General features: G+C 33.3%; 15 protein-coding genes and 1 pseudogene. 4 read left to right on the forward strand and 12 right to left on the reverse strand.

The annotated features are described in order from the left end of the window. The 3 genes and pseudogenes from MOC86_RS24505 to gntB form a co-directional block, all read right to left on the reverse strand. Positions 1–668, reverse strand: a pseudogene (locus tag MOC86_RS24505) (IS6 family transposase); the annotation flags it as partial. 179 nt (positions 669–847) lie between these two features. Beyond that, positions 848–1,762, reverse strand: coding sequence for a DMT family transporter (locus MOC86_RS24510; RefSeq protein ID WP_268586528.1), 915 nt, complete (start codon positions 1,760–1,762; stop codon positions 848–850). Beyond that, the gene (gntB, locus tag MOC86_RS24515) at positions 1,759–2,745 is read right to left on the reverse strand and encodes a guanitoxin biosynthesis L-arginine gamma (S) hydroxylase (RefSeq protein ID WP_268586529.1); all 987 of its coding nucleotides are present in this window, start codon (positions 2,743–2,745) and stop codon (positions 1,759–1,761) included. Before gntB ends, MOC86_RS24510 begins: the two co-directional genes overlap by 4 nt. Before the next feature lie 528 nt (positions 2,746–3,273). On the opposite strand from gntB, the gene MOC86_RS24520 reads away from it, so the two are divergent. Continuing rightward, entirely contained in the window at positions 3,274–3,663 is a 390-nt protein-coding gene (locus MOC86_RS24520; protein WP_268586530.1) for a VOC family protein, read from the forward strand. A 166-nt stretch (positions 3,664–3,829) separates the two neighbouring features. Further along, positions 3,830–4,033, forward strand: a complete 204-nt coding sequence (locus MOC86_RS24525) for a hypothetical protein (RefSeq protein ID WP_268586531.1) — start codon at positions 3,830–3,832, stop codon at positions 4,031–4,033. Between the two features lie 63 nt (positions 4,034–4,096). Here the strand turns inward: MOC86_RS24525 and MOC86_RS24530 are convergent, their stop codons facing one another. From MOC86_RS24530 to MOC86_RS24555, 6 genes are all read right to left on the reverse strand, one after another. Then, positions 4,097–4,399, reverse strand: a complete 303-nt coding sequence (locus MOC86_RS24530; protein WP_268586532.1) for a hypothetical protein — start codon at positions 4,397–4,399, stop codon at positions 4,097–4,099. A gap of 658 nt (positions 4,400–5,057) precedes the next feature. Next, positions 5,058–5,363, reverse strand: coding sequence for a hypothetical protein (locus MOC86_RS24535; RefSeq protein WP_268586533.1), 306 nt, complete (start codon positions 5,361–5,363; stop codon positions 5,058–5,060). Between the two features lie 81 nt (positions 5,364–5,444). Next, positions 5,445–5,690 carry a hypothetical protein gene (locus tag MOC86_RS24540; protein WP_268586534.1) on the reverse strand — a complete coding sequence of 82 codons (246 nt, stop codon included), beginning with the start codon at positions 5,688–5,690 and terminating at the stop codon, positions 5,445–5,447. Positions 5,691–6,052: 362 nt separating this feature from the next. Beyond that, positions 6,053–6,871, reverse strand: coding sequence for an alpha/beta fold hydrolase (locus tag MOC86_RS24545; RefSeq protein ID WP_419146681.1), 819 nt, complete (start codon positions 6,869–6,871; stop codon positions 6,053–6,055). A gap of 197 nt (positions 6,872–7,068) precedes the next feature. Continuing rightward, the gene (locus MOC86_RS24550) at positions 7,069–8,040 is read right to left on the reverse strand and encodes an HD domain-containing protein (protein ID WP_268586536.1); all 972 of its coding nucleotides are present in this window, start codon (positions 8,038–8,040) and stop codon (positions 7,069–7,071) included. A 339-nt stretch (positions 8,041–8,379) separates the two neighbouring features. Then, entirely contained in the window at positions 8,380–9,477 is a 1,098-nt protein-coding gene (locus MOC86_RS24555; protein WP_268586537.1) for a GerAB/ArcD/ProY family transporter, read from the reverse strand. A gap of 494 nt (positions 9,478–9,971) precedes the next feature. On the opposite strand from MOC86_RS24555, the gene MOC86_RS24560 reads away from it, so the two are divergent. Beyond that, a complete protein-coding gene (locus tag MOC86_RS24560; protein WP_268586538.1) occupies positions 9,972–10,592 on the forward strand; it encodes a recombinase family protein in 621 nt (206 codons plus the stop codon). Positions 10,593–10,785: 193 nt separating this feature from the next. On the opposite strand, the gene MOC86_RS24565 is transcribed toward MOC86_RS24560, so the two are convergent. The 3 genes from MOC86_RS24565 to MOC86_RS24575 are packed head-to-tail and all read right to left on the reverse strand — an operon-like array spanning position 10,786 to position 13,209. Continuing rightward, positions 10,786–11,565: an amidohydrolase family protein gene (locus MOC86_RS24565; protein ID WP_268586539.1), complete on the reverse strand. Its 780-nt coding sequence runs from the start codon at positions 11,563–11,565 to the stop codon at positions 10,786–10,788. 1 nt (position 11,566) lies between these two features. Then, positions 11,567–11,980, reverse strand: coding sequence for a carboxymuconolactone decarboxylase family protein (locus MOC86_RS24570; RefSeq protein ID WP_268586540.1), 414 nt, complete (start codon positions 11,978–11,980; stop codon positions 11,567–11,569). Next, a complete protein-coding gene (locus MOC86_RS24575; RefSeq protein ID WP_268586541.1) occupies positions 11,980–13,209 on the reverse strand; it encodes an MFS transporter in 1,230 nt (409 codons plus the stop codon). Before MOC86_RS24575 ends, MOC86_RS24570 begins: the two co-directional genes overlap by 1 nt. 104 nt (positions 13,210–13,313) lie before the next feature. On the opposite strand from MOC86_RS24575, the gene MOC86_RS24580 reads away from it, so the two are divergent. Then, on the forward strand, positions 13,314–14,147 hold the full coding sequence (locus MOC86_RS24580; RefSeq protein ID WP_268586542.1) for a helix-turn-helix transcriptional regulator: 834 nt from the start codon (positions 13,314–13,316) through the stop codon (positions 14,145–14,147). The last annotated feature ends 2 nt before the right edge of the window (positions 14,148–14,149 follow it).

The raw sequence follows: 14,149 nt of genomic DNA on the forward strand, positions 1-14,149 counted from the left end.
ACCTAAGAGGGATAATATCACCTTGAGGTGTTTGTCCTTTTTTGGCCATGTGCCTAGTTTCAATCCCTACAATAATCTGTTTAGCAGTTCGAAAGGACTTTAAGCCAAGCATCGTGCGAATACGCTTTTTAATAAATCGATGATCCTGTTCTACGATAGTGTTGAGATATCTAACTTGCCTTATTTGTATGCCTTCGGGCATACTCTTCTACTTCTTTTAACTCCCGAATGGCTACAGGATAGGCAGGATTCTTATCCACTGTTATGACACGAGGTTTGGAAACATACGAAAAAGCCAAGGCTTTCTTGAAAAAGCGCTTGGCTGCTTGTTTATCTCTTGATTCACTTAGATAAAAATCAATGGTATTGCCTTCTGAATCGACTGCACGATATAAGTACATCCATTGACCTTTTGCTCTCACATACGTTTCATCGACTCTCCAGGAGTCGTTAGTTGATTTAAGATGACGCCGTACTCTTTCTTCTAATTAAGGTCCATATTGAGGAACCCAACGCATAATGGTTGTGTGAGCAATGGACGATCCTCGTTCCTCCATCATTTCTACCAAATCACGAAGGCTCAAATTGTACCGTAGGTACCATCTTACCGTTAGTAAAATAACATCAGGCTGATAATGTTTCCATTTAAACAAATGTTCCTTTTCCATACCAATCACACACCTTTTGTAGAGTAATAATATCAGTATGTCAAAGTTTAACAGATTAATTACGGCTACCTTGAAGTTTTTGCACTAGAACCAATTTATCTTACATATACCCTCTAATATATAAAATAGGAAAGGGAGGAACCCTTTCCTATTTTACTTGGATACCTATTTTCTATAAATTAATTAAAGTGTTGATTAACCTTTTCTGTCTTCCCTTTCGGCTTCGGTGAATACTCGGAAATATAAATTGCAATTAGAATTAAAAAAGCCCCTAACCATTCTATCCCTTGGACAGTTTCCCTTAAAATAATAAAGGAAAACACAGTTGCAAATATAGGTTCACTGAGTTCTAAAAATTGTACTTTGTTAGCTTCTAAATATTTAAGAGCCATAGTTGTACAATAAAACCCTCCTATAGTAGGGAAAATGGCCAATGCTAATAATGAAGGAAATGAACTCATCTCTGGTGTAACTATGCCCTCCCTGTAGAATGGAATGAATAAATAAATTATGCCGAATAACATAAGATACCAAACTAATGGTAACCCTCCATCTAAAGAGAACTTTTTAGTTAATACTAGGAAAAGTCCATAGCCGAGACCAGCAATCCCTGCAAGGATGGCTCCAATCGAAAGGCCCCCAGTAGCTCCTTGTGCAAAAGCCATGATAACTAATCCTATAATCAATAAGGAAAGGCCCGCAAACTTCAACCTATTCTTTTTCTCTTTTAATAATAAAGAACTGAATACAAAAGTTGTTAATACAGACGAACCTAATAGAATAAAAACAACGAAAGGTACAACTGCATAATTATAAGCCGTTGTTTCAAAAAAATATAGAACAAATATTCCTAAAAATGAGCAGAGAGCAATAGACTTAACATTTTTAGTTAACATAATAATATTTTTTCTGAAATTTGAATTAAGGAGAGCAAATATTGAAAGAACAATAAAAGCAATGAAACATTTATAAAATGAAACAGCTGCTGGCGTTAGATTACCTGAAAATAACCCTTTACTAAGTATACCTACAGTACCATTTAATATTGCAGCACCTAATGCTAAGAATATCCCTAAAATATATGTATTTTTCATGCACTTTCCCTCGATGTTTTTGTAATTGGTAACTTATTGTTTTTAATTAAATCAAGGATTAATGGAGGATTAGAATTTGAAGAGACAAAAACGCCCCCCATTTTCCCATTTAGCGCTCTATACATTTGGTCTTTCATCATAATACGATGAGCTTTAGCGACATTCCAGTAAGGAATACTAGCCTGAAGATGATGAGTTAAGTGATAATTTTCTGCATGTATGCTTAGAAAAAATGCTTCAATCCAATGACTATAACGATTACGTGTCATTTTAATACTTTTCTTGTTGTCTAATACTAATGGATAATGCTCAGCCATTTCAATAAACCAACCAATAACCATAAAAGATGTAAAATACGGGATTATCCAATACAACAGAAGGTACTGTAAGCTTTGGAAATAAACCAATATACTAACTATTATTATCCACATCAAAACCATAGCAGTGAATTGCTTAGGATATTGCTTAAATTGTAACATTCGATACTTAAAGACATAATAAGCATAACTTACAATATTTAACAAAAATAAAGGTCTTAGTACATATTTAATTAAAAAATGATTGCTATTTTTTAGCTTGTATAATCCAGCTTCTATATGGTATTGATAATCGGGATCTTTTTCGGGGTCTCCTAGATGGGTATGATGGCCCTTAACGTGGGAATCCTTGTATATATTAAATTCTTGTCCAATAAGATAGCCTGAAAAATATGTTCCTAATATGTAGTTTAATTTTCGGTTTTTGGCTAGACATAGATGTGAAGCATCGTGAAGTATTGTTGCTAGAGCTCTTTGTCTGGAGCCGATTATAAGTACAGCTACTAAATAGAACCATATATTGAAGTGTCCTAAATAGACTGATAACCCTATTATGATGTAGTCATATAGGATTCCGATTATTCCTCTGTAATTGTTTGACTTGTACAATGGCCTCAATTCGTCTCTAATTTCTTTAGAAAAATTATGATACTCGTAATTTGCCAAGTTATTATCCTCCTGTCAATTTTTAATACATATACTATTATACGGAAAAAAAGGGAAGTGTCTATAATAAAAATTCAAAAAAATGTTTAATTATTCATATGGAAACTGTTTTAATTTTAACTAATATATGTACTATTTATTAATAATAAGAAGCCTTCAATTTATACTTCTCCATATTTTATTTAAATGAGATATAAAATAAATAAGAAAACAAAATAATTCTTAATTATGAATTAAGAGATTAAATTTCTGAAATGTTCCAAGTTAATCTTAAAAGCATGAAAAAATGCCATTATTCTTCATACAAATCTTATGTATCTTAATTAACATAATAGATCTTCTAGGAAGTAATAAAAGCTCAAACTCATCGAATTACAACGGGTTTGGGCATTTTCTTGTCCTTTAAGTATACTTTTACGGACCGGTATAGAACAAACATTTACCAAGGATGTGTAGATTTCGAGCAAAAGGGTTCAGAATTTTTTGTATAATATTAATAAAGGATGAAATTAACTACGGAGAATAAAGATGAATTTTCGATTGGAATTGTTTGTCGAGGACTTAAAAAGGTCTATTAGATTTTATGAAGATATTATTGGCCTTACGTTTTCTAAAAAGAACGAGACAGGTGCAATGATTAAACAAGATCATTTTTCTTTATTATTAACGCATGACAGTATTCTTGATGAAGATCATTATTTTAAAAAGGGAGGTCTTCATCCAAAGGGTAAAGGCGTAGAAGTTATTATAGTTTCTGATGATATCGAGAAGTTATATAATCACATTTTAGAAGGGAATTATCCCATTGAATCTAAACTTGAGCTGCGATCTTGGGGAATGAAAGATTTTCGTATTGTAGACCCTGATGGTTATTATGTAAGATTGACCTCCAATAATCTCGATGAACATAAACAATAGGATAACTTAAGTAGCGTATTTGATTTAGCTTCCACTTTATTTATGATCCTAAATAATGATAACTAAGTTCCCATAACACAGATTATGCCTAGCTCAACCTCCTATAAAATACATTATATCTATATCGTGGTAATATAATAGTGAGGATCTTATAGGAGGAGTAAATTTGGTTAAAAACTTGCCTTTGCTATTTTTCATTTTAATTATAGGAGTAAGTTCTTCTACCGTAAGTATGAATGGACATTTACCTTTTATTGTTGAATATGCATTTATGATTATGAGCTTTATTTTAAACGTTACAGCCGTTATAGGGTTATCTTTACATGTATTTGTATATAAACCTATGAAAAAAGCAGAAGAAAACTTATAAGCATCGTTTAAGTAAAAGTAAGGTAAAAGCCGTGGAGATTAACGTCTCCACGGCTTTTATTTTTCAGCATTCTAACTTTTTATAGTGATTTTCAATTTTTTTAAAAGGAATGAGAATATGAGGTTGTTCGGAAGGAGTGAAAAATTCCAATCCCTCTTGGTTCTCATCAGGAGAAAAATAAAGTTTACTCCACTTTTTAATCATCCATCCCTTAATCCCTTCCGGAATAACACCATGTTGTTTTGAATTTAAACCATTTACATCTAAAACACTTGAATTTCTAAATCTTAATAGGGAATGCCTTTCGTAAATTCGGCATGGTTTTATGAATTCCACTCGGTATAACTTTTCTTCTGAAAATAACATATGATACCCACCTAATATGTAATGACTATTCTAATTCTCACCAACTTGGACATGTATTCATGACTTCATAGGATGCTTTTTTTTGAAAAGTAATATACTCATGAAAAACATTAATATAAGAGCATCAATGTTTACCTTTCCAGCAATAATAAAAGTATAAAACAATGAAATTATTCCGTAAGTGATACCAATCCATGCAATATTGGATGTTATTAAGTTATACCTTTCTCGTTTAACTCTAAAGAATAAAAATAATAGGGCTAGTAATATAACAAAGACAATCAACTTCCAATACAGACCTGATAAATGTTCTATAATTAAACTCATAAAAACCTCCATAATATAATCATATTTCCATTTTATCAAATTAATGTATATAATTCACTTTGTATACGCTATCTAAATACTAGTTAACATAAAATACATTATTAGCAGCAGAAAACCCTTTAGGTGCTTATCCCTAAAGGGTTTGAATCTACCTTCTTTTCATGCTAATTCTTGAAATTAACACCAAAATTATTCCTGCTAAGAACATAATCCGAGAAGTATTTAATGATTTTATATATCCCATTGGATAAAATATAGCACTTAGCATAAATAGAAAACCTATTATGTTTAATATCTTTGCTTTACTAATTTCAAACTCCCCTTTTATTTCTTAACATTCTATGTTTTTGTAAAGATGATCTCCAATCTTTTTCAAAGAAATAAGAATATGAGGTTGTTCAGAAGGAAGGAAAAATTCTAATCCCTCCTGGTTCACATCAGGAGAAAAATAAAGTTTTCCCCACTTTTTAATTACCCAATCCTTAATCCCTTCTGGAATGACTCCATGTTGTTTAGAACTTAGGTTATTTACATCTAAAATACTTGAATTTCTAAATCTTAATAGTGAATGACTTGCATAAATTAGGCATGGTTCTATAAATTCAATTCTATATAACTTTTCTTCTGAAAATAACATGTGATACCCACCTAATATGTAATGACCATTCTAACTCTCACCAAATTGAACATGTATTTATGACTTCATAGGATGTTTTTTTTAAAAAAGTAAAATACTCATAAAAAACATTAGTACAAGAGCACCGATATTTACGTTACCAGCAACAATAAAGGTATAGAGAAGGGCAATTATCCCGTAAGTAATACCAATCCATGCAATCTTAGATGTTACCGATTTATATCTTTCTCGTTTAACTCTAAAAAATAAAACTAACAGGGCTAATAATATAGTAAAAACAAATAACCTCCAATATAACCCTGGTAGGTGATCTATAATCAAACTCATAAAAAACCTCCATATTATATTCTTATTTCCATTTTATCAAATTAATGGGTATATTTCATATACAATATGGAGAACTAGTTGATATAAACCATGTTAGAGGAAGTAAAAAAGCGCAAAATCGTTCAGTAACAACGAGTTTGCGCTTTTTCTTCTTTTTTATATAATACTTTTACGGTTGATTTTTGTTTCCTATATGTGTAAGGTACATAACTTGAAAATTGTTATAGAGGTATGTTTAACGTTGTAATTTTGCATTTTTCTGATGTTCCCCCAATTAATCATTCACATTTAATCTATTCCTTACTAAAAAAAGTGCTCTCCACTTTGAAGAACACATTTAAGCTTTATGGTAGAAATATAGGTTATATACTTTTTAAAATATTGTTTAACTTTTCAGCAAATTCCTTATAATATCCGGTGTTATACCCCCCATGATCACCAGGGAACTCTACTATCTCTGTTTCTAGTAACCTTGCTAATGCAAAAGCACAATGATAAGCAAAAAAGCTCTGTGAATCAACGCCGCCGGCTGGGATTATCTTCATCGTTGAATGCTTTAATGCGAATTTTAATGCGCCAACATCTAATGAATAGTTAAGAATCCCCTCAATTTCATGCTCAACAAAATACGTTGAATTACGAAAGAGACGCTCTGCTTTCACATCCGTTGACTGTTTAGAATTGTTAATGTCCTTTTGGGAATTTGATAATAAATTTTCAACTGCACTTTTATGGTTCTTCTTGAGATCTTCCATAAACTCCCTAGCTTGAACTTGCTCATCGTGGTCTAAAAGTGGCAATAGAACGGGCTCATGAGGAATTAGTACATTGACCTGTTCTGGATGGCGTATACACAAATCAAGTGCAATAACAGCACCGGAGCTACTTCCGAAAACATAAGCCGGCTTATCGGTCAGTTTAGCTAGTAGGAGGTGAGCATCATTACTGTGTGTTTCTACGCTATAATCCTCAAGCCTATTGTCGAGTTTACTTCGCGAATGTCCTCTCCTGTCATACGTAATGACTGTATAATGGTCTGTAAGTTGGGAGGAAATCTGTTGAAATTTATCAGCATCACCACCCCCTCCGTGTATCAAAAGGAGGAAAGGACCTTTTCCATTAACCTCATAATATAGGCTTGATCCGGGTACTTGTATTGTCGCTCTTTTAAAGTCGTTCATTTCCATTTTCTATCTACCTCTCTCATTTTCAATATCATTTGTTCCATTAGGTTAAGTCCATTCTTTCTTAATTTTATTTTAGCATGGGCTTTAATGATTTATAGGAAAACATAAAAGACTCAATTAGTTTACATAACACAGTTTATCGGCACAGAAAAAGAACCTTAATTTAGCTAAATAAGGTTCTTTTTCTCTTACTAAGTATTGAGAACTCTAACAAATGTTCCTTTCAAGGACTTTTCCAGAGCATGCTGATTCAATTCGGTTACTTTGGTAGAGAGCTCTGTTGCTTTCTTCATTTGGTCATTCCCTACCAATACTAACGGATCGATAATTCGGACTTTTTTCTTTTGGTGTATATCATAATGATCCTCATCATTTATTGCGTCCCTACTCATAGCTTTTATTTTTTGCGAAACATCATGGTCTTTACTATCTATTAACTTCTCCCAAACTGTTGAATCCTCTGATAATAAGTCATCAAAGTCAATAATCTGCTTATCCATAGCTATCTTTAATATATCTGTTAGCATGGCATATCCATACACATTTAATGGATGAAGAAAGAAGTCAATAACCTCTGTATAATAAGCTTTAACAAACCATTCTGCCGCCTCAATTGTTTCTAAACAAATTTTTTTATCAATTACTCTTAATTTATCTACAAATTCAGAAGCATCGTCTAAAGAAATCATATTGTAGGTAGATAAATCTCGTAAGGTATAATCAATTCGGTCTGCACATAGCAAAGGAAGTGGTTGTTCTAATAAGGGCCATTTCTCAATAGGCACTATAGAAAAGAAATCAAAACCATGTTTTTGTAAAACAGAAGGAATTTCTGACTGTTGAATCGTTTTTTCAAAAATTTGATCATGAAAATCCTGTTCTTCATTATCTAAAACGAAATCTATAACGTGAGAAAAGGCTGTATGGGAGATATCATGCAATAAACCGGCTATTTGTTCTTCTAGGGAACCACCTAATTTTCTTATTAGTAGCATAACTCCAATAGAATGCTCAAATCGAGTCACATTCCATTTTGGATTTACTAAATAACTTGCTCCTCCTTGATGAATATGTTTAAGTCTCTGAACAGGTTTTGTTTGTATTAATTCTGTTAGAACGGGCTCCAACACAAAAGAACCATATAGATGATCATGAATCCTCATAAAAAGGAATAACCCACCTCTCCTTAATTTTGGGATTTAAGTTTACCAATATTCTTTACTCAATCTTTCCTTATTTATTGTATCAATAGAAGCATAAATAAAGAAGAGTTTCAAATGAGTATGATATACAAACTTAGTTTATATAAAATATGTTCGCGGAAGTAAAAAAAGCGCAAACCTGTTCAGTAACACCGAGTTTGCACTTTTTATTTTTGTATATATATTTTTTACGGATAGATGTGTAGTCTAGAATAAGTGTTAAATAATTTATTGAGCTTTATTATGTTAAAGCTCCTATTAGTCAATGCTTAATAAATAAGTGTAGTATAAAATTTATCATTAGCTTAATCTCGCCTTAAAATGCTGACGAATAATGGAAACTAGCAACATGAGCAGGGGAATAACAACAAGCAGAGCGATTGAAACGTAATGATAAAGGAAACCTTCTTCTCCTTGTTCTGAAAAACTGGAAGCCATGGTGAGGGATAAAAAAATGACAATTGTTCCTATTGGGAAAAGAATTTGACGATACGTGTTTAATTTGAATAAATCAGTTAGTCCAATGACCGCAGCATATAAATAGACGGATGCTTTGAAAAAGACTGTAATCAGTAAAGTAAATACGACAATAGCGTCCAGCCTTTCAATAAAATCAAGCAGATTAACTTTCCCCACTGCTGTCAACGTAGGAAATACGGATCTGTGCATCACGTCTATTCCCAGAACGGATGTATTTAACAAAACGGTCCAGCTTAAAATCAACCCACTTGAAATTACAGCTGTCAACCCTATTCTCTTTGCCAATTCAGGACGATTTAAATACGGTAATAGCATCGTAAAAGCGATCATTTCACCAAATGGAAAAATGAGTAGGTGAGGAAAGGCTGTTGTAAAGATAGGCTTCCAGCCATGTTCAAGAAAGGGACGTATCTGATGAAAATTCACATCGCCTGACACAAGTATAAAAAAATTCCCTGCTATTCCTAATAGAAATAATATGACAATAAAGACTTCTGCTGTTCTTCCTACTACTTCCACCCCTAAATGAATAACGTAGCACATCACTACCACAAGGGTAAGGGTGATTACTACTAACGGGGTTTCTAGCAAGGTAGATGAAGTGATTAAAGATCCGAACTCCCGCACATTCCTACTACAAATATATATAAAATGATTACAGTATACTAACCCTATAATCCACCCAAGGTATTTCCCAAATATTTCACGTATATATCCGGTAAATGGTAAGTTAGGATATTGACGAAATAAAAAATAAAAAATAAAAAATAAAGCTATCCCTCCACTCATAGCAAGAAGAGTAGAAAGCCAGGCATCCTTTCCAGCATCTGTTCCATAGTTGACGACCAATGCAGTTCCTAACTCAAAGATAAACATGATGGCAAAGAGTTGAATGCCACTTATTTTTGCCTTTTCCATTCATTCAAAACTCCCTTTTTTACTCATTTGATTAGTTAAAAAAGCTAGTCATCTTTAAAAGAGAAAAAACTACTGGCTTTAGTAGTTTTTTCCCTTCTAATTAAGGGGGTGAAGAATACATGTCGATTCTTTTAAGTAGTTTGCTCAAAATATTAAACATTATTTGTAATTTTGGATACTAAGTTGGCAATTGATGAAATTTAACATGATGAAGATGGAGGAAGAAATCATTTATGAACGAGAATAACGATCATATCCATCACTTACTTTTAATTAACTTGTGACTCTATAAAAAATGAACACAAACAGACAGTTCGTAAAGCGAACGTCCATAAAAGTGTACTTTTATGGACGTTTCTTTTTAATAAGAAATCTAGCAATTTCATAGTTCATTTAAGTTTAAATTTAAATTACGAACGTCCTTGGAAAAACTTACACTTTTACGGACGTTTTTGATAGAATAATAGGGAGAGAAACACAAAAGGAGTATAAAAATGGAAAATAGAAAATTTGGATACATACGAGTAAGTAGTCGAGATCAAAATGAAGGTCGTCAACTTCAATCGATGGAGGAAGCTGGAATTTCTCCTCGGGATATTTTCATCGATAAACAAAGTGGGAAAAATTTCAACCGAGAACAGTATCAACTGATGAAACGGATGATTCGTAAAGGCGATATTCTTTATATTCATTCTCTAGATCGCTTCGGCCGTAATAAAGAAGAAATTTTACAAGAATGGAATGCCATTACAAAAGAGATTGAGGCAGACATTGTGGTCTTAGATATGCCGTTGTTGGATACCACTCAATATAAGGATAGTTTGGGAACCTTTATTGCAGATTTAGTTTTGCAGATTCTTTCTTGGATGGCTCAAGAGGAACGGGATCGTATTCGGAAACGTCAGAGAGAGGGCATTGATTCTGCATTAAAGAATGGTATATCTTTTGGACGGCCCAAAGCTCAGGTGAATCAAGAATTTATTGAAGCTTATAACCGATGGAGAAATAAGGAGATTACAGCTGTCCAAGCCATGAAAGAAGCCAATGTTAAAAAGACAACCTTTTATAAATTGGTGAAGGATCATGAGGGTACTTTTAACAAGGACAATATATAATAAGAAGAAACTCGTCAAAAAGAAAGTCTTTATTTCTGTGAAAGCTTATTGTGTAAACTAATAACATGTAGGTTATGTACAGTTTTATCATCTTTATTTCATATAGTAGAATATTTTCATATCTCTATATTCTGTAGACATTTATATAGAAATCCTGAAAAGTTTAGATAATTAAACTTTTCAGGATTTAAATTTACAATTTTAAAAGATCCTGAATGTTCCCTCCCAAAACTCTATTTGTAATTTCTTGACTAGTTGTATGACGTTCTACAGCTTGTATATTTAAGAATGGCTCCCCATAAGGAAAATCTGAACTAAATAAAGTTCTTTCCGGTATTTCCTTTATAGCCAAAGATAGCGCATAAGTTGTGTAAAACGCAGATATATCTAAGTAAGCATTTTCAGCTCTTTTGATTAATTCAATGGTTTGTAACCAGTGAATTCCCCCCATATGTCCGTATATAACCGGTACATCTTCATATTTTTGAGTGAGGAGAAACAGTTCTTGAATATCCTTTAAACTTAATGGATGAAAGGTATGTACCCAGATAGGTAAAGACTCATAATCACTAGCTGCTTTAAATATAGGTTCTAGCAGTTGAATTTGACCTGTACCAAGAGTAAATTCCCCAAGGCCTTTCATTTTGTATTCCTTAACCAATTTCTCTATCCATTCATTTAGTTTTGGGTCATTTTGGGAATAAGAAAGAGGAACCGAACCAAATCCAACAAAGCGATCAGGGTGTTGCTTAATAGAAGTATTTAACTCTTCAAGAGCCTTTACGCGTGCTTCTAGAGGATTCACCTCATGATTTAACTTACCCATTTCTGTTATAAACTCTTTATAATTATTACTTTTTTCTGGGTGAACAAGAGTAGAAAACAATACCGTTTTGTCTATTCCACTCTTATCCATCATTTTAATATGGTTCTCTATAGGTAAAACCACATGAGCATGACTATCAATAATCATTTTATTTCCCCTTTTTATTTAAAAAATTCATTTCTCTTCTCTCAGAAAACACTTCATTTGCTACGGTTAAAATGGTATTTAGAGCCACCGGAAACCCGGCGTAGATTAACATCTGCAACATAGCTTCTAAAATTTCTTCCTCTGTCCATCCAACATTCAAAGCTCCATTAATGTAGAATCTTAATTGTTCTGTATTTCCTAACGCCGTTAGGCCAGCTACTGTAGCAAGAAGGCGAGACTTTAAATCCAATCCAGGCCTAGAAAAGATTTGACCATAATTAAACTCTACAGCTAATGTCCCTAAATCAGGTAAAACTGAATCTTTAAAGCTGTTCACTATATCCTTGTAGTTTTCTGGATCTATTTTAGCTAATACATCTAGACCCCGTTTAAAGTTATTTGTATGTTCCTCCATTAAATATTCCTTCCTTTCTTACCCATTAGACTTTTTACAGTTCTTTCAGGAATTTCGCTTTTTATTAATGAACTAAAACTAATCGTTACCATAAGGATTGCTACTGCACATACTCCATGCCATTGCCATTTACTCCAAGCAAGTAAACCTATATAGGATCCTAGAGATCCTCCTAAAAACGTAGAAACCATATATAATCCATTTAATCTACTTCTTTTCTCTACTTCTAATTGAAAGATATTAAACTGACAGGCAACTTGGTTCGCTTGTGTTCCTACAGTGATTAAAAGAGCTCCCAAAATTAATCCAGGCAACCAATACCCCCCCCAGACGAGACCTGCAAAAGCAATTAAGGAAATAGACATACGTAAAAAACTCGCAAACTTTGCTCCCCTTCTATCAATTAAACGACCAATAATTGGTGTAGCAAAGGCTCCAGCTATCCCAACTAATCCTATCAACCCAGCCATTGCACTCCCGTATGAATAAGGATAGGTATGTAATAAAAAGACAAGGGTGGTCCAAAATGCGCTAAAAGAGCCAAACATCATTCCCTGGCTTAAACATGCTTTTTGGAGTACTCTTTCCCTTATAAATAAGGGCCCTAAAGATAGGAGTAAATTTTTATAATTGGTTACATTAGTTCCTTTACTCTTTGGGAGATATGCAGTAACTAAGAAAATCATAAGGAGTGTCGCTACAGCAGCCGTCCAATAAACAACCCGCCATCCGAAATGAGCATCTATAAATCCACTAATAAGTCGAGCCCCTAAAATTCCACAAACTAAGCCAATCGCTACATTTCCTAAAACTCTTCCCCTGTTATCATCTGAGGCTATATCAGCAGCCAAGGGAACAATAATCTGAGGGATAACAGTTACAACCCCTAAAGTTAAACTTGCAATCATTATCCATGTTGTGTTGATGGATAAAGCATTTAAGGCTAGAACAATACATACAAAGTATAATAAGATTAAAATCAACTTTTTTCTTTCAAACATGTCACTTAACGGTACTAACAAGAGGTTTCCCAATGCATATCCTATTTGAGTTAAGGTAGCTATGATTCCAATACTAGCTGCAGAAGCATGAAAAGTGGTTGACATACTAACTAAAAGGGTTTGGTTTAAATAGACATTGGCCACTGTGAACCCACAAACTATAGCCATTAAAAGAACTAAGCCTCGGGATACATAATAAGAAGTCCCTTCACTGTTTTTTAAATCCATGTCCTTCACCTCCTTTAATTAGATAATAGAATAAGGATTATAATGGTAATAGGAGTGTATTTATACTATTATTAAAAGTACTACTTATAAGAGGGAGTAACAGTATGTTAGGTGATAAAGAAAGACGAAGGGAATTAGGAGACTTTTTGAAGGTAAGGAGGGCACGCTTGTCCCCGGAAGACTTTAATTTACCTATCGGCCTGAGGAGAAAAGCGAAGGGCTTACGTAGAGAAGAGGTTTCCCAACTAGCAGGAATCGGAATAACCTGGTATACATGGTTAGAACAAGGTAGAGACATCCAAGTATCTTCAGAAGTACTTGAGTCTATATCACGTGTTTTTAAACTAAATAAAGAGGAAAAAGAGCATCTGTTTTTATTAGGAAATCAGTCACTTCCATCTATAACAGTGCAAAATGGGCTAGAAAATATAGACCGTGTTGTAAAAAAGCTATTAAGCCAATTAGAAGATTGCCCTACCTATGTAACAGATGAAAAACTAAACATAGTAAGCTGGAATAAAGCTGCAGTGATGGTTTTTGGTGACTTTAGTAAAATGGATGAACGAAATCGTAATGCAGTATGGCGCTGTTTTACTTCTAAAGAATATCAAAATCTTTTTCTGAATTGGGAAGATCATGCTCAACGATTAATTGCTCAATTTCGTTTAGCTTATACATGCTTCGTAGGAGATGAATGGTTTAAAAATATGATTAGAGAACTGACTGAAAAGAGTCCCCAATTTGATAAGTGGTGGTCTAATCATGAAGTTCTTGGCACTCCATGTGGGAAGAAAACTATTATGCATCCATTAGTGGGAGAAATGATTATGGATCATATCACTCTTCAAGTGTATGATGCACCTGAATTGAAGTTAACCATTTACCAACCTCGTCAAGAGAAAGAAACAGAGGAAAAAATGATGCATTTATTAAGTTAATT

Origin of the sequence: Priestia endophytica, from assembly GCF_026790145.1 — a bacterium.
In the GTDB taxonomy this organism is placed as follows: domain Bacteria; phylum Bacillota; class Bacilli; order Bacillales; family Bacillaceae_H; genus Bacillus_I; species Bacillus_I endophytica_A.